Source organism: Amycolatopsis sp. NPDC004079 (genome assembly GCF_040610415.1).
Taxonomy (GTDB): Bacteria; Actinomycetota; Actinomycetes; order Mycobacteriales; family Pseudonocardiaceae; genus Amycolatopsis; species Amycolatopsis halotolerans.
The window spans coordinates 1-13607 of record NZ_JBEXMH010000009.1 but is presented as its reverse complement, the minus strand read 5'-3'; the positions used below and the strand labels follow the sequence as shown (position 1 = coordinate 13607).

Below are 13607 nucleotides of genomic sequence, written 5' to 3'. Positions count from 1 at the left end.
GGTCGCAGTGGCCTGGGTGGTTCGTAGTTCGCGGTCCGGCGGAAAGCCCGTCGGCAGTAGTGTTCAGGAGAGCAAGGGGAGATGGCGAGCACCGTCACCTCGCGCCGCAAGCAGCTCGGCAACGAGCTCCGGCATGCTCGAAACGCCGCGAAGATGACGCAGCAGCAAGTCGCCGAGGTACTCGGCTGCACCCAGGGCAAGGTCAACAAGATCGAGTCCGGTGCGGTGGGGGTCAAGCTCGGAGATGTGCGGACCATGCTGAACGCGTTCGGGATCAACGGCGAAGAAGCCGACACTCTGATGAACCTGGCCCGGGCCGCGGCCGGCCAGCGCGGCCATTGGTCGGGCTACCGGTCGGTGGTGCCGCACTGGTTCCGCACCTTCACCGACCTCGAACCCGCCGCCGCGGAGATCCTCACCTGGCACGGCGAGCGCGTCCCGGGGCCGCTGCAGTCCGAGCACTACATGCTCAAGCAGTTCACCGAGGCGGGAGCCACCGACGTCACGTCGCTCGTGCGCAACCGGCTCGACCGCAAGGCGGTGTTCGACCAGCAGCAGCCGCCGTACTACCGATTCATCATCAGCGAGGGCGCGCTGCGCCGCGCGCCCGGAGGGATCGCGCCCGCGGTGATGCTGGACCAGGTGGAGCACCTGCTCGCGCTCGACCGGCACCCTCGGGTGTACGTGCACGTGCTGCCGTTCGGCGCGAAGCTCGCCGCGGTGCCCAACGACTTCACGATCATGCGGTTCCCGGACCGCACGCGCGACTTCGTCTACATCGAACACTCCGCGGGCGGGCTGTACCTCGACGACGTGAAGGACTTCAACATCTTCGTGGACTCGTGGGACCGGCTGCGCGGCGCCGCATTGGAACGGGGCGAGACGCGGCAGTTCCTCAAGGAGCTGGCGGAAAGCTACCGCTCCCAGATGATGTGACCAGTGCTTCGAGCACGGGCACGGTTTCCCCGGCATCGGGCAGTGCGTTGATCTCCGCCTGCAGGTGTCGCGCGGCCTCGCGATAACTGGGGTCGGCGAGGATTTTCGCGGCGGCTTGGCAGATTTCGTCCGGAGTGGACGTTTCCGGGTCGAGCGCGTGCCCGACGTTCAGCGCGGCGCAGCGCCGGGCGTTGCCGGGCTGGTCGGCGCCCATCGGGAAAAGCAGCGAGGGCAGACCGTGCGAGAGCGCGCCGATCACGCTGCCGGATCCGGCGTGCGAGATCATCAAATCGAGGCGTGGCAACAGTTCGGCCTGCGGCACGAACCGTTCCACCCGGACGTGCGCCGGTTGCGGTCCGAACTCGGCGGGGTCGATCTGGGTGCCGACGGTGGCGGTCACGTCGGCGTCCAGTTGGCCCAGCCCGGCGAGAGTGCGCTCGATGAGGTCGCCGGACTCGAGGTTGAAGTTGGTGCCGAGCGTGAAGTACACGCGCGGCCTATCGGCGGGCTGGCGGGGCGCGACCGGATCTCCTTGGCGGAACGAGAAAGTGCCGGCCGGCAGTGGCGAGCTGGGGTCGCGAAAGGACGGCGGGAGCGGCGAGAGCACCTGGCCGCGGGTCAGCATTTCGAGCTCCGGGTCGTCCGGAAGGCCGTGCGCGGCGCGGGCCTCGGCGAGCGGTTCGGCGAGGAGTTCCTTGCGCAGCAACGTTCCCGCGGCGAGCACCAGGACGGTCGCGCACGGCAGGCCGAGCACCTCGGCGACGATCGCGCCGGAGAAGTCCACTTCGTCCCGGACGATCAGGTCCGGCCGCCATTCCCGGGCGATCTCCAGCAGCACCGGCACGTGTTCCTGAGTCGCACGGCGGGCGAACAGCTCCCGGATTTCCCAATCGTCGCGCGCCGGATCGACCGGCGGCATCGGCTGTCGCGTCGCCTCGACCTCGCGCGGTTCGTTGACCGCGAAGGTCGTGAATCCGGCTTTGGCCAGCGAGGGCACGTGTGAACCGCCGCCCGCGACCGCTACGGTGTGGCCGCGCGCGAGGAGCGCTCGCGCGACCGGTGCCATCGGATCCCAGTGGCCGCGACCGCCGACGAACGAGAAGAGGATGCGCATCCCTCGCAACCTAGTGGCCCGGACGTACCGGAGTCGTGGCATTTTCGGGCGATTGCCGGGGGCGGCGGCGCGCGGGCGCGGCGAATGGGCACACTGGTACCCGCACGGAAGGGGAAGCTGATGACTCAGGCACCGGATCCGGAAGCCCCGGAGGGCGTCGACCTCGATCGGCCGAACGCGGCGCGGATCTACGACTGGTTCCTCGGCGGCACCGCCAACTGGGCCATCGACCGCGAGTTCGGCGAAAAAGCGGTCCAGACCTTTCCGATGATCAAGACCATCGCCAAGGCCGGCCGCGAGTTCCTCGGCCGCGGCGTGCGGTACATGGCCGAACAGGGCATCGACCAGTTCCTGGACATCGGCTCCGGCGTGCCCACCGTCGGCAACGTGCACGAGATCGCGACATCGGTGAACCCGAACGCGCGCTGCGTGTACGTCGACAACGAGCCGGTGGCCGTCGCGCACTCGCAGATCCTGCTGGAACGAGACGGCGTCGCCGACCGGCACGCGGTCCTGCAGGGCGACCTCCGCAACCCGGCCGACGTCTGGCCGCGCGCGCTCGACACCGGAGTACTCGACCCGAAGCGCCCGATCGGGCTGATCATGGTCGGGGTGCTGTACTTCGTCGGCCGCGACGAACCGGCGCTGGAGATCGTGCGGAAGTACCTGTCGCTCCTGCCGTCCGGCTCGTACTTCCTGTCCTCGCACCTGACCGACGACGGCGTCCCGACGTCCGACGGCGAACGCCGCGACGCGATCCACAAGCAGTACCAGAAGTCGAGCACGCCGTTCCACTACCGCTCGCGGGCGGAGTTCGGGGAGTTCTTCTCCGGGTTGGAACTGGTGGAGCCGGGCATCGCGTGGGTGTCGGACTGGCACCCGGAGTCGGGCGAAACGACGGCGAGCGCGCGGATGGCGGACGATCCTTCGTTCAGCGGCGGGATTTGCGCTTTGGGTCGCAAGCCCTGACCGTTCGCTGTTCGCGTCTCGAGGAGTTTTCTCAGCAGCGGCTGCGCGTGGCTGCATCCTCCCGCAGAAGTCCGTGAAGGGCCCCTTGAGGGAATCAGATTCCCTCAAGGGGCCCTTCACGGACCTTGGCAGCGTCGGATAGGCCGATCGTTCCGGAAGAACCCCACGCACTGCCGACTCCGCATCCGCTGCCGAGAAATCCCCATGCGGCATTGGGGCGCGCGCGGCGGCATGGTCTAGACCGGCCGCAGTGGTCTGAACCTCCGTCGCGGCCAGGGTCCGGACACGAAAACGCTCCCCGGGCAAGGAATTCCGGGGAGCGTGGACGATGCGGGCTTCGGCTCAGCCGAGCCCGTGGAGAATCGGTACTCGTGTCTCGCGACGGTGGCGGGTGGCGTGGACGGTGTCCGCTTGGCGCGGAGCAGGTACTTCGATCTCGGTGTCCACAACCATCGGGCTGCGCAGCGGGGCCTGGATCAGGCTGAACCCGAACCGGTTGCGCAATTCGTGATTGATCCCACGCCGGCCGCGAGTGTGTTCGTCCTCACGGCGGAAAAGCGTGGTGAGCCGGACGGCCATGGGATCACACCCCCAGTTCGGATAACGGGAACCGGCGCGGGTCGGCGCCGGCCGGATCGGGGTATGCGCTCGGCGGGTCAACGCCGGGCACCAGGGAAACCGCTCCGTTGCGGCGTCTCCTCAGGGTCGTCGCAGCACCTGGACCAGTGCGGATCCCGGAAAGGCGGGCGGATCGGCTCCTGGCCGGGCCGAACGGGTCGGCTCGCATCCGCACTCCTCCCGATATCTCGCGGCTGTTCCGCCGCCCGGGCCGGGTGCCCGGGCCGGTGCTGACGGTGTTGGGCTGAATGTCGCAAGCCATTCACCCACCACTGACGCCCCGATCGCTGCGATTAATCCTACTCCTGGAATAATCTTCATGTCGAGATCGGGTCGAGTTGATCACCCGCTTGGCCCTGCGGTTTGCTCCGTAGTGACGCAAAGAAGCCGGGGACGTGCACCAGACCGCACGCCCTGCACAAGGCTCGGAGGTGGACGACCCATGGCGGATTATCCGTCGCCCCAGGATTACGACCCGGACACGGCAGAGTCGCTGTTCGCGGCCGCGGCCTGGGCGAAGTCGTTCGCTAGCGAGCCCAACGGCGGAAACTGTGTCGAGGTCAACCTCTCCCGTCCCGGCTTGATCGGCGTGCGCGACACGAAGCTCGCCGCGAGCCCGGTGCTGGTCTTCGACCGCGGCGAGTGGGACGCCTTCCTCGTCGCGGTCAAGGCTGGTCAGTTCGACCTGCCGCCGAGTTCGTAGTCCACCACGGCGAGGTCTCAACGGAGAACGATTCGCCAACAGTCACTCGATCGGGTGGAGTGTGGATTAGCTCTGGTCACCGTGGGTGCCGGGGGTTGTGGGTTGAATGTCGGCTTGGCGAGGGTCGCCTGCTGAGTAGGTTGAGCGGCCCGACCCCACGGAGCGCGCGATGACCTCACTCCACTACCTCTCCGCCTTCGAAGCGCTGCGGCTCTTCCGCGCCCGCGAGCTGTCACCCGTGGAGCTGATGCGCGCGGTCGTGGAGCGGGCCGGGCGGGTCGAGCCGGACGTCAACGCGTTCGCCGAGGAGATGTTCGAGCAGGCGTTGCGGGCGGCGGCCGTCGCGGAGAAGCAGTACGCGCCCGGCGGCCGGCCGAGGCCGCTCGAAGGGCTGCCGGTCGCGGCGAAGGAAGAACAGCCGCTGGCCGGGCACCCGGTCACCGACGGCACCCTCCTGCGTCCGCCTCAGCTGGCGCGGGAGACCGCGATCGGGCTCGGCCGGATCCAGGCGGCCGGCGGGATTCTGCACGCTCGCACGACGACGTCCGAGTTCTGCTGCATGCCGCTGTCTCACACGCGGCGCTGGGGGACTACGCGCAATCCGTGGAACCTTCAGACCGCGGCGGGCGGTTCGTCCGGCGGTTCGGGCGCGGCGCTGGCGGCTGGGACTGCCTTCCTCGCCACGGGGTCGGACATCGGCGGTTCGCTTCGCGCGCCTGCGTCCTTCACCGGTGTCGTCGGGTTCAAGCCGCCGCACGGCCGTAATCCGGTCTTGCCGCCCGCTGGATTGGACACCTACTACCACCACGGTCCGATGGCCCGGACGGTCGCCGATTGCGCGCTCCTGCAGAACGTCATGGCGGGCGAAGACCCGCGCGACCCGCACTCTCGGCTCCCGGCGGTTTCTGTCGAGCTGGGTGACGTGCGCGGGCTGCGCGTCGCGTGCTGTCCGGTGCCTGGCGACTTCCCTGTCGACACTGAGGTCGCGGCTAATACCCGCGCGGTCGGGGAGGCGCTGGCGTCCGCTGGTGCGGTGGTGACCGAGATTGAGATCGACTGGACGCTCGACATGGTCAAACAGGCTTTGTGGGCGCACTTCGGGACCGGCTTGGCTGCCGAAGTCCTGGAACTGGACCGGCGAAACCCGGGCGTGATCACGCCGTACTGCGAGGCGTTCGCGCGCAAGGGTGTCGAGAACATTGTGGACGCTCAAACCGGCTACGCGGTCGAAGCGGCGATCCGCGAACGCCTTGACGCGGTGTTCGGCCAGTTCGACGCGCTCATCGTGCCGACTCTCGGTGCCACCGCGTTCGCCGCTGGCGAGGACTATCTGTCTGCGGAGGTCGTGGTCAACGGTGTTGCGCTGGAACACTTTTCGGACGCTTCGCTGACTCCCGCGTTCAATGTCGGCAGTGAGCATCCGGTGCTTGCCGTGCCGTCCGGTTGGGCCAGCAACGGGGTGCCGACCGGTGTTCAGGTCGTCGCGGACAAGTACGACGACGGCACGGCATTCCGCGTCGGCGCGGCGATCGAGCAGACCGTGGGCGCTGGGTTTGCCCGGATTCCGTTAACTGGCCAGGAATTCCCGCAGATGCGCCACGACTTGTGAGGGTTGTTCCTCGGGGAGGAAGTGACCGCAGTCTTCGAGGCCGATGCCGGTGACGTGGCCCGCGTAGTCGCGCCAGATGTCCAGCGTGGGCAGGCTGCCGAGCAGGCCGGCTTTGCCCCACATCGCGAGTACCGGCTGGGTGAGGCGTTTTCCGGCGGCGTAATCGGCATCGTCCAGTTCGGCGTCGTCGGGGAAAGAGGCGCGGTAATCGTCGAAACCGGCTCGGAGCGCGCCGGGTGCTTCGAAGGCGCGGACGTACTCGGCGACGTCTTCGGCGGGCAGTCCGTGGCGTTGGAAGGTCCAGCGCTCGAAGAAGTAGCCGAGGTAGGCGGCGATGTTCTGCCCGGCCAGCAGTTCGGGCAGGTCTGGCTGCAGGTGGAAAAGCCAGTGCCAGTACGCCTTTCCGAGGTCGCGGTCGAGGCGACGCCACATCTCTCGCGTCGGCGCGATGTCCAGTACGGCCAGTCGTTCCACCTGGTCCGGACGGTCGAGCGCCCACCGATGCGCGACCCGCCCACCGCGATCGTGTCCCGCGACCGCGACCCGGTCGAACCCGAGCTGCTCGGCCAGCTTCGCGACGTCGGCGGCCATCGTGCGCTTGTCGTAACCGGTGCGGGGTTTGTCGGTGCGCCCGTAGCCACGCAGGTCAGGGGCGATCACGGTGTGCGTTTCGGTCAGTGGCCCGGCGACGCGGTGCCAGCAGTGCGACGTCTGCGGCCAGCCGTGCAGGAGGAAGAGCGGCGGACCGTCGCCACCGCGGAGGTAGTGCATGCGCAGGTCGTCGACTTGGGCCATGGCTGCTTCTAACCGGCTCATAGGGTTAGACGGTAGCGCGGGTTCTCACCGGTTTCAATGGTTAGAATGGGCGGCATGGATTGGGTGTTCGACGCCGGACGGCCGTGTCTGCACCTGGTGAACACGGTGCGCTCCCGGCATCTCCCGGAAGGCATCGAGCTGCTCACCGACCCGGACGCGCTCGCGGAATGGCTTGAGCTGGCCGGGTTCGGCCGCCTCCGAGTGACCGCCGCCGAGTTGGCGGCGGCCAAGGAACTGCGCGAGGCAGTGAACCGGCTGCTGACCGTCAAGCCGCTGGTCGCCGACGTCCGGCTGGTCAACGACGCGCTCGCCGCCGCACCGAAACCGGACCGGCTGCTGGTGAAAGACGGCTTGCTGCAGCGGGAAGTGCCCGCTCCGGCGGATCCAGTGGCGACGGCCCTCGCAGTGCTGGCCGCGGACGCGGTCGATCTCGCTACCGGCGCGGAGGACATCCGCATCTGCTCGGCGGACGACTGCGGTCTGCGGTTTGTCGACACGTCGCCACGCCGGACTCGGCAGTGGTGCTCGATGTCGCGCTGCGGGAACCGGGCGAAGGCCCGGGCGCACTACGAGCGCACGAAAAACCGGTAGCCCAAGGGTGCTCGCGCAGCCACACGTTCAGCTTGCCGACCACTCGCATGGGGTCGGTGGGCACGGGACTTTCCCCAAGTCGCGCTTGCTGTGGACAACCCGGCCGAAGTGGGCGGGGTTGTCAGTGGGGGCGGATAGACTGGACAAGGGCCGTCCCCCGGAGAGGGTGGGGGCTGCGCTGGCGGGGCCGGGGCGAGGGGGAACGTCCGGCGTGCGGATCAGGAACATCTGTCTGGTCGAGTGCTCCTTTTTGGAGCTTCGACCACCGGTGATCCGACATGCGCGCGAACGGTTTCCCCACGGTGTCGATGGTTTCGAACAGCGTGCTGATCGTCTCGTCAGGACCGAACCCGGCGATCATCTCCCGGTAGTATTGCTCGAATTCCGGCCAGGTCGGCGGCAAATACCGCTCGCGTACGCCGAGGATCCGGCCGATGCCGCACAGCTGCGCGTAGTACTCGTCAAGATCCGAAGTGGACATTGGGCGGCCGAAGAACCGTTGTGCGTCAAAGGGAGCCAGCGTCGCGTGTACCCATGCGTACGCGCCAGGATCGAGGGCGCTGTAGCGACGACCGTCAGCGGTCCCGGTGAAGGGTTCGGTGCAATTTTCGCAGTCGCGCGGCCTCGACTTGCGCGCCTTTCGTCCTGCCGTACACACAGATCGACAGCGAAGCGACGGTGCGCATCAGCCGGGTCCACGGATCCTCGCGGTGGTCCGAATGATCGCGAACCCCAGCCGCCGCAACCGGATGCGCGACCTGCAGCACGAGCACCTGCCCCGCGAGCAGCGCGTCGCGGAAGTCGCCGAAATAGCGCCAAGCCGCGGTACCTCGGACGACCGGCGGGGCCACGTCAGCCCCGGGCGCCATGCAGCAGCATCATCAACGGCTCGGCGGCCGGAACGTCCGTGCCGGTGGCGAGCCGACGCAACTGCAGCCCGGCGATCAACGCGACCACCGGCCCGGCCACTCGTTCCGGATCCGGCAAACCTAGCGCGGTGAGGATCGTGATGGCCAATTCGTCATACGCCGCAAAGCATTTCGCCGAAGCTTCGTGCAGCCCGGGGTCGCGCGCGGCTTGCAGGTACAGCTCGTGCGGCGCGAGTTCGTCCGTGCCGAACGGCAGTTGCTTGATCACGTGCTCCACGACGGTCGCCGCTTGTTCGAGGCTCAGCCCTTGTTCCCGGTATACCTCGACAATCCCCGCCAGCTTCGCCGTTTCCTCCTCGGCGAACAACAGCATCGCTTCGCGCAACAGTTCGGTCTGGCTCGGGAAGTGATACGTCAGCGTGCCGAGCGAAACCCCGGCCGCGGCGACGATGCGCCGGTTGGTGAGCCCGCCGACGCCCTGTTCGCCGACCACTTTCAGGGTGGCGCGGAGGATCGCGTCGCGAGTGCTCACCACCCCGGCTCGGGACGTCGGTCCGGCCATCGCAGTACCTCTTCCAGTTGCGCGGCAACGGAAATCAGCCGCTCCTCGGAATGCGACGGGCCGAGCAGCTGGGCGCCGAGCGGCAACCCGTCCGCGGTCAGTCCGGCAGGCACGTTCACCCCGGGCCAGCCCAGCACGTTCCACGGCCAAGCGTACGGGCACGCGGCGATCATCGTCTGATCGGTCTGCCAGCCGGAAAGCCCGTCGAAGGACCCGATCGCGGGCGGCGGGGTGGCGGTGGTCGGCGTGAGCAGGACGTCGATGTCGCCGAACATCCCGCCGATCCGGCGGCGCAGCACGGGTTCGAGCGCGCGGGCGAGTTTCAGCGCGGGCCCGGCGAGCAGGCCGCCTTGCTGGGCGTTGCTGCGGGTGCGCGGGTCGAGCGCGGACGGCTCCGGCACGCGGCGGGCCCAATCGCGCACGCCGGTGAGCGACCGCGGCAGGAAGGTGAGTCCGATCAGGCCGTACCCGGGTTCGACCGGCACGATCTCGTGCCCCAGCCCGGCGAGCGTTTCGGCGGTCTGCCGCACTGCCGCTTCGACCACTGGGTCGAGCCTGGTTTTGGTGGCGGTGAAGGGAATCCGCGTGGAGAGGCCGATTCTCAGCCGTCCGGGTTCGCGCTGCACGGCGGTCTGGAACGAGGTGCCGGTGCCCGCGGTGACGTCGAGCAGCAGGGCCGCGTCGGCGACCGTCCGGGCGAGCGGGCCGAGCACGGTGAGGCCGTGGAACAGTTCGCTGCCGGTCGGGATCCGCCCGCGCTGGGTCTTGATCCCGACGAGCCCGGTCCACGCCGCCGGGATGCGCACGGAACCCGCCCCGTCCGACCCGAGCGCGGCGGCCACGACCCCGGCCGCCACCGCCGCGGCCGATCCGCCGGACGACCCGCCTGGCGTGTGCTCGGGCTGCCACGGATTGCGCGTCGCGCCGAACGCCGTGCCCTCGGTGAACGGCCATTGGCCCAGCTCAGGCGTGTTGGTCTTGCCGATGATGACCGCGCCGGCCTGCTTGAGACTCGCTACCGCCGGTGCGTCTCCGGTGGCCGCCGGGAAGTCGCCGGGGCAGCCGAACGCGGTGGGCAGGCCGGTGATGTCCACGTCGTCCTTGATCGCGACCGGCACCCCGAGCAAGGGCGCGCGATCACCGTCGGCCCGGCGCTGATCAGCGTCGGCGGCCTCGGCGAGCGCGGCTTCGTCCCGCAGGACACGGAACGCGTTGAGCACCGGCTGGCTCGCGTGGGCCCGCTTGAGCGCGAGTTCGGTGAGCTGCACGGCCGTGACGTCGCCGGCTTCGAGCGCGGCGGCCTGGTCGGCAAGGGTCGTGAACTCTGTCATCGCGGAAGGCATCAGCGGCTCCCCGTTCTCTCGTTCGCTCGAACGAACGTATCACGGCGGACGCTCGGAAAGCACCCCTGACCACGGTGGCCGAAGTTCGGGCATGCTCGTACCGGTGATCGATGACTTCGCGAAGCAGTACCTGCACGACGACCTGAAAGAGGTCCGGCAGACGATGCTCCGGAAGCTCGGCGGACTGCCCGAATACGCCATTCGCCGTCCGCTGACCTCGACCGGGACCAACCTTCTCGGCCTGGTCAAACACCTTGCGCTGGCCGAGGCCCGGTACTTCGGCGAGGTTTTCGACCGGCCCTTCCCCGAGCCGGTTCCGCGATGGGACGACCTCGGCCAGCGCGGTGCCGACTTCTGGGCGACCGAGCACGAGACCCGCGAGGAAATCACCAGCCGCTACCAGCGCGTCTGCGAGCACTCCGACGCGACGATCGCCGCTCTCGCGATCGACTCGCCCGGCTACGTGCCTTGGTGGCCGCGCCCGGATGTGCTGCTGTTCACCGTTCTTGTCCACATGCTGACCGAGACCAGCCGGCACGCCGGGCACGCCGACATCCTGCGCGAACAGCTGGACGGCGCGGTCGAGATGGACCTGGCTGCCATGGCGCGGCGCGGCCGAGACGAGGCCTTCTGGCAAAGCCGGTGGGCCGAAATCGAGCGGGCAGCCAAGGCTGCGGACCCGGCCACCGCCTGAGGAAGCCACCTAAGCTCCAAGCCATCAGCCCGGCCAGCGCACGGAGGATCGATGACGTTCGACTTCGCCCGGTTCCCCAGCTTCGACGGCTTTCCGCGCGCCGGTCTGCACTACGGGCCGACACCGCTCGTCCCGGCACCGCGGCTTGGCGAAGCGCTCGGCATTCCCCGGCTGCTCTTGAAGCGCGACGACGTCCACCCGCTCGGCGTCGGCGGCAACAAGCTGCGCAAACTCGACTTCCACCTCGGCGCGGCGCTCGCCGACGGCACCGACACCGTGATCACCTTCGGTGCCCTGCAGACCAACCACGGCCGGCAGACCGCCGCAGCGTGCGCGAAGCTCGGGTTGCGCTGCGAGCTGGTGCTGACCGCTGAGGTGCCGCGCTCCGGTGACGCGTACGAGCGGTCCGGCAACGTTCCACTTGACCACCTCTTCGGCGCGCGGGTGCACATCTGCGCGTCGGGCGCGGAAGCGACCGCGACGTACGAACGGCTGCTCGCCGAAGCGGCAGAAGAGGGTCGGAAAGTTAGGACGGTCCCAGTCGGTGGGTCCGACCCACTGGGCGTTCTCGGCTATGTGGATGCCGCTCGCGAGCTGGCTGCTCAGCTGGTGGAGCTGGGCCTGGACCACGCCCGGATCGTCGGTCCGCACGCCAGCGGGGCCACCGCGGCCGGGCTCGCGCTCGGCACGGAGGTGCTCGGTTCGCTGGACCTGGACATCGCCTGCGTCAGCCACCCGCTCGACGAGGCTGTGGACAACTTGTCCCACCTCACCGCCGGGGCCGCGCAGTTGCTTGGGTTCGACCCACCGAAGCTCGAGCACGTGTGGCTGAACGACACGACGATCGGCGAGGGGTACGGCATTCCGGCGTCGGGGACCTGGGAAGCGATCCGGTTGTTCGGCCGTGCCGAGGGTGTGGTGCTCGACCCGGTCTACACCGGAAAAGCCGCCGCCGCCCTGGTGGAATGGGCGGCGGCGGGACGGTATTCGCCGGAGGAGACCGTGGTGTTCGTCCACACCGGAGGTCTTCCCGGATTGTTCGGTTACGCGCCCGAATTCATGGCCGAGGCGCGGAAGTGACGAGCACCGCGGCGCGAGCGGTTTCGGTCCGCACGGCGATGCGGAGCAGGACCAGCAGCAGGGCGACGTTCGCGATCAGCGTGAGCCGCTGCGTCGCACCCACCGGCAGCACTTCGGTGAGCACGTGGAACGGCCGCACCCCGGCCTCGTCCAAGCGGACAAACAGGAAGCTCAGCGCGAACAGCCCGACCGCGGCGAGCCCGAACTTCAGCCAGCGCACCACGAACACGCGTTCCGCGGTGCCGCGTAACGGTTCCAGCATCGTGATCGCCGCGCCGGGCAGGCTCGCGAAGGCGACCAGGCACGAGTAAAGGTGGATGTCGCCGCTGAGCGGGTTCGGGCTCGGCGGGTAACTGGCCGGAAAAACCGCGGCGACCGCCAGTCCGAGCGCCCACAGCATGAGCAAAGCCTTGGTGCTGAACGTCATCGGCACGCCGCCGGCGATCAGCGCGCCGAGCACCGCGAGCGATCCGACGGCCACCGACAGCACGCTCGCCCCGAGCATGCCTTCCCCTCGGTCGGTGATCGTGTAGCTCGAAAGCGTGTCGTAGATCGGGTCGTGCGAGCTGATGATGTGCAGCACCGTGATCGTGAACAGCCCCCAGGCGATCGCAGCCAGCGCGGTCAGGCGCCATCCCCGGACGCCTCGTGAGTTCCCCATGTAGCCAGATTGGCCGCTCGGCGGCGTTTCGTGATCAGGGAAAACCCCTGATTCAGCCCCTACCCCGCGAAGTCGGCGAGGACGAGGACCTGGTCGTCGTGGCGTTTGGCCCGGGGCCAGCGGACGGCGTGCGGGTCGTCGTTTTCGGCGGCGCGTACTGCGTCCAGTACTGCTTCTGGGCCCTTGTTTTTGGCTATTTGCAGGACTTCTGGCCACTTGAAGAGGCCGTACTCGTCTACTCCGATTGCCACGCCGTCGGTGGCTATGAGGACTGCGTCGATGTCTTTGCGGGGCCAGTTGCGTCGGACGGCTTTGTGGGCTGCGGCGGGGTCGGCTTCGGCTACCCAGAAGCCGTCCTCGGCGTTGCGCCTGCGGCGGACGTCTGCGCTGGTTTGGAGGAGGCCGTTGTTGCGCAGGGAGATGAGGCGGTCGTCCGCGACTACGTCGGTTCCGGAGTGTCCAAACGCGACTATCGGGCTGTCGGCCAGGACCAGGGCTTCGATTTCGTGGTCGGTCCAGCGGAGGATCGAGACTGTGCTGGAGGGGGAGCGGCCTGGGTTCAGGTCGTTCGTTTTGGCTACCGCGGTGATTGCGGTTGCCAGTGCGGTGGTTAGGGGTTGGTGGGGGTGGGTGGTCAGTTCGTGGGCCAGTTGGTCGCGGAGTAAGTGGGCGTACCAGCCGCCTGGGGGGAGGTCCGGGCTTGGGGAGGTGGCGCCGTCCAGGACCAGGATGGCTTGGGGGAGGAGGGCGATGTGGTCTTCGGTTGGACGGGGGTGGCCGTCGGAACCGACTCCGGCTCGCTCTGCGGTCGAGATCTCGGGCACGTCGTTGACTGTAGCTCTCGTTGGGTGTGGGTTTCGGCTCGTCGCCTGGCGGCGACATTGCGCGCGGGTGGGGCCCCACACCCCGAAGCTTGATTGTGCTGACGGTTCGGGGGTGCTTGTCAAGGCGGGAAAGATGCCTTGACAAGCACCCCCAGACCGCAGGGAGGCTTCGTATCGGGGTGCGGGGGTGGGGCTGGGTGCCTCGATCGTTGGGTGCA

Annotated in this window: 16 protein-coding genes; 7 read left to right on the top strand and 9 right to left on the bottom strand. The window is 68.6% G+C overall.

Annotated features, from left to right (window positions below):
- Window positions 1-81 precede the first annotated feature (81 nt).
- Window positions 82-936, top strand: coding sequence for a helix-turn-helix transcriptional regulator (locus ABZX37_RS12200; RefSeq protein ID WP_354738712.1), 855 nt, complete (start codon window positions 82-84; stop codon window positions 934-936).
- On the opposite strand, the gene ABZX37_RS12195 is transcribed toward ABZX37_RS12200, so the two are convergent.
- Window positions 896-2050: a glycosyltransferase gene (locus ABZX37_RS12195; RefSeq protein ID WP_354738710.1), complete on the bottom strand. Its 1155-nt coding sequence runs from the start codon at window positions 2048-2050 to the stop codon at window positions 896-898. The two genes, ABZX37_RS12200 and ABZX37_RS12195, sit on opposite strands and share 41 nt — an antisense overlap.
- A 120-nt stretch (window positions 2051-2170) precedes the next feature.
- Between ABZX37_RS12195 and ABZX37_RS12190 the strand changes: the two genes are divergently transcribed.
- A complete protein-coding gene (locus ABZX37_RS12190; protein WP_354738708.1) occupies window positions 2171-3019 on the top strand; it encodes an SAM-dependent methyltransferase in 849 nt (282 codons plus the stop codon).
- Between the two features lie 342 nt (window positions 3020-3361).
- Here the strand turns inward: ABZX37_RS12190 and ABZX37_RS12185 are convergent, their stop codons facing one another.
- Window positions 3362-3598: a hypothetical protein gene (locus ABZX37_RS12185; protein ID WP_344288058.1), complete on the bottom strand. Its 237-nt coding sequence runs from the start codon at window positions 3596-3598 to the stop codon at window positions 3362-3364.
- Between the two features lie 481 nt (window positions 3599-4079).
- Here ABZX37_RS12185 and ABZX37_RS12180 point away from each other — a divergent pair, with 481 nt between their 5' ends.
- On the top strand, window positions 4080-4340 hold the full coding sequence (locus ABZX37_RS12180; protein WP_354738706.1) for a DUF397 domain-containing protein: 261 nt from the start codon (window positions 4080-4082) through the stop codon (window positions 4338-4340).
- A gap of 169 nt (window positions 4341-4509) precedes the next feature.
- Window positions 4510-5949 carry an amidase gene (locus ABZX37_RS12175; RefSeq protein ID WP_354738704.1) on the top strand — a complete coding sequence of 480 codons (1440 nt, stop codon included), beginning with the start codon at window positions 4510-4512 and terminating at the stop codon, window positions 5947-5949.
- Here the strand turns inward: ABZX37_RS12175 and ABZX37_RS12170 are convergent.
- Window positions 5908-6744 (bottom strand): alpha/beta hydrolase, encoded by an 837-nt coding sequence (locus ABZX37_RS12170; RefSeq protein ID WP_354738702.1) that lies wholly within the window; start codon window positions 6742-6744, stop codon window positions 5908-5910. The genes ABZX37_RS12175 and ABZX37_RS12170 overlap by 42 nt on opposite strands.
- Before the next feature lie 75 nt (window positions 6745-6819).
- Here ABZX37_RS12170 and ABZX37_RS12165 point away from each other — a divergent pair, with 75 nt between their 5' ends.
- On the top strand, window positions 6820-7356 hold the full coding sequence (locus ABZX37_RS12165) for a CGNR zinc finger domain-containing protein (RefSeq protein WP_354738701.1): 537 nt from the start codon (window positions 6820-6822) through the stop codon (window positions 7354-7356).
- 121 nt (window positions 7357-7477) lie between these two features.
- Here ABZX37_RS12165 and ABZX37_RS12160 read toward each other — a convergent pair whose 3' ends face one another.
- From ABZX37_RS12160 to ABZX37_RS12145, 4 genes are read right to left on the bottom strand one after another with little or no spacing between them, the layout of a single operon-like run.
- Complete coding sequence (locus ABZX37_RS12160; protein WP_354738699.1) at window positions 7478-8014, bottom strand: oxygenase MpaB family protein; 537 nt, start codon at window positions 8012-8014, stop codon at window positions 7478-7480.
- On the bottom strand, window positions 7932-8225 hold the full coding sequence (locus ABZX37_RS12155; protein WP_354738697.1) for an oxygenase MpaB family protein: 294 nt from the start codon (window positions 8223-8225) through the stop codon (window positions 7932-7934). Before ABZX37_RS12155 ends, ABZX37_RS12160 begins: the two co-directional genes overlap by 83 nt.
- On the bottom strand, window positions 8209-8787 hold the full coding sequence (locus tag ABZX37_RS12150; RefSeq protein ID WP_354738696.1) for a TetR family transcriptional regulator: 579 nt from the start codon (window positions 8785-8787) through the stop codon (window positions 8209-8211). The genes ABZX37_RS12155 and ABZX37_RS12150 overlap by 17 nt, the downstream gene beginning before the upstream one ends.
- Complete coding sequence (locus ABZX37_RS12145) at window positions 8754-10130, bottom strand: amidase (RefSeq protein WP_354738694.1); 1377 nt, start codon at window positions 10128-10130, stop codon at window positions 8754-8756. Before ABZX37_RS12145 ends, ABZX37_RS12150 begins: the two co-directional genes overlap by 34 nt.
- Window positions 10131-10221: 91 nt before the next feature.
- Here ABZX37_RS12145 and ABZX37_RS12140 point away from each other — a divergent pair, with 91 nt between their 5' ends.
- Entirely contained in the window at window positions 10222-10824 is a 603-nt protein-coding gene (locus tag ABZX37_RS12140; protein WP_354738692.1) for a DinB family protein, read from the top strand.
- Window positions 10825-10875: 51 nt separating this feature from the next.
- A complete protein-coding gene (locus tag ABZX37_RS12135; RefSeq protein ID WP_354738691.1) occupies window positions 10876-11904 on the top strand; it encodes a D-cysteine desulfhydrase family protein in 1029 nt (342 codons plus the stop codon).
- On the opposite strand, the gene ABZX37_RS12130 is transcribed toward ABZX37_RS12135, so the two are convergent.
- Together ABZX37_RS12130 and ABZX37_RS12125 are read right to left on the bottom strand one after the other, a co-directional pair.
- Window positions 11882-12565, bottom strand: a complete 684-nt coding sequence (locus ABZX37_RS12130) for a DUF998 domain-containing protein (RefSeq protein WP_354738689.1) — start codon at window positions 12563-12565, stop codon at window positions 11882-11884. The two genes, ABZX37_RS12135 and ABZX37_RS12130, sit on opposite strands and share 23 nt — an antisense overlap.
- A gap of 59 nt (window positions 12566-12624) precedes the next feature.
- Window positions 12625-13389, bottom strand: coding sequence for a protein phosphatase 2C domain-containing protein (locus ABZX37_RS12125; protein ID WP_354738687.1), 765 nt, complete (start codon window positions 13387-13389; stop codon window positions 12625-12627).
- Window positions 13390-13607: the final 218 nt, after the last annotated feature.

What these genes read in the sequence shown, in the direction of transcription:
- ABZX37_RS12200 (WP_354738712.1), top strand. Translation starts at nt 82, where the DNA reads ATGGCGAGCACCGTCACCTCGCGCCGCAAGCAGCTCGGCAACGAGCTC.
- ABZX37_RS12195 (WP_354738710.1), bottom strand. Translation starts at nt 2,050, where the DNA reads ATGCGCATCCTCTTCTCGTTCGTCGGCGGTCGCGGCCACTGGGATCCG.
- ABZX37_RS12190 (WP_354738708.1), top strand. Translation starts at nt 2,171, where the DNA reads ATGACTCAGGCACCGGATCCGGAAGCCCCGGAGGGCGTCGACCTCGAT.
- ABZX37_RS12185 (WP_344288058.1), bottom strand. Translation starts at nt 3,598, where the DNA reads ATGGCCGTCCGGCTCACCACGCTTTTCCGCCGTGAGGACGAACACACT.
- ABZX37_RS12180 (WP_354738706.1), top strand. Translation starts at nt 4,080, where the DNA reads ATGGCGGATTATCCGTCGCCCCAGGATTACGACCCGGACACGGCAGAG.
- ABZX37_RS12175 (WP_354738704.1), top strand. Translation starts at nt 4,510, where the DNA reads ATGACCTCACTCCACTACCTCTCCGCCTTCGAAGCGCTGCGGCTCTTC.
- ABZX37_RS12170 (WP_354738702.1), bottom strand. Translation starts at nt 6,744, where the DNA reads ATGGCCCAAGTCGACGACCTGCGCATGCACTACCTCCGCGGTGGCGAC.
- ABZX37_RS12165 (WP_354738701.1), top strand. Translation starts at nt 6,820, where the DNA reads ATGGATTGGGTGTTCGACGCCGGACGGCCGTGTCTGCACCTGGTGAAC.
- ABZX37_RS12155 (WP_354738697.1), bottom strand. Translation starts at nt 8,225, where the DNA reads ATGGCGCCCGGGGCTGACGTGGCCCCGCCGGTCGTCCGAGGTACCGCG.
- ABZX37_RS12150 (WP_354738696.1), bottom strand. Translation starts at nt 8,787, where the DNA reads ATGGCCGGACCGACGTCCCGAGCCGGGGTGGTGAGCACTCGCGACGCG.
- ABZX37_RS12145 (WP_354738694.1), bottom strand. Translation starts at nt 10,130, where the DNA reads ATGCCTTCCGCGATGACAGAGTTCACGACCCTTGCCGACCAGGCCGCC.
- ABZX37_RS12140 (WP_354738692.1), top strand. Translation starts at nt 10,222, where the DNA reads ATGCTCGTACCGGTGATCGATGACTTCGCGAAGCAGTACCTGCACGAC.
- ABZX37_RS12135 (WP_354738691.1), top strand. Translation starts at nt 10,876, where the DNA reads ATGACGTTCGACTTCGCCCGGTTCCCCAGCTTCGACGGCTTTCCGCGC.
- ABZX37_RS12130 (WP_354738689.1), bottom strand. Translation starts at nt 12,565, where the DNA reads ATGGGGAACTCACGAGGCGTCCGGGGATGGCGCCTGACCGCGCTGGCT.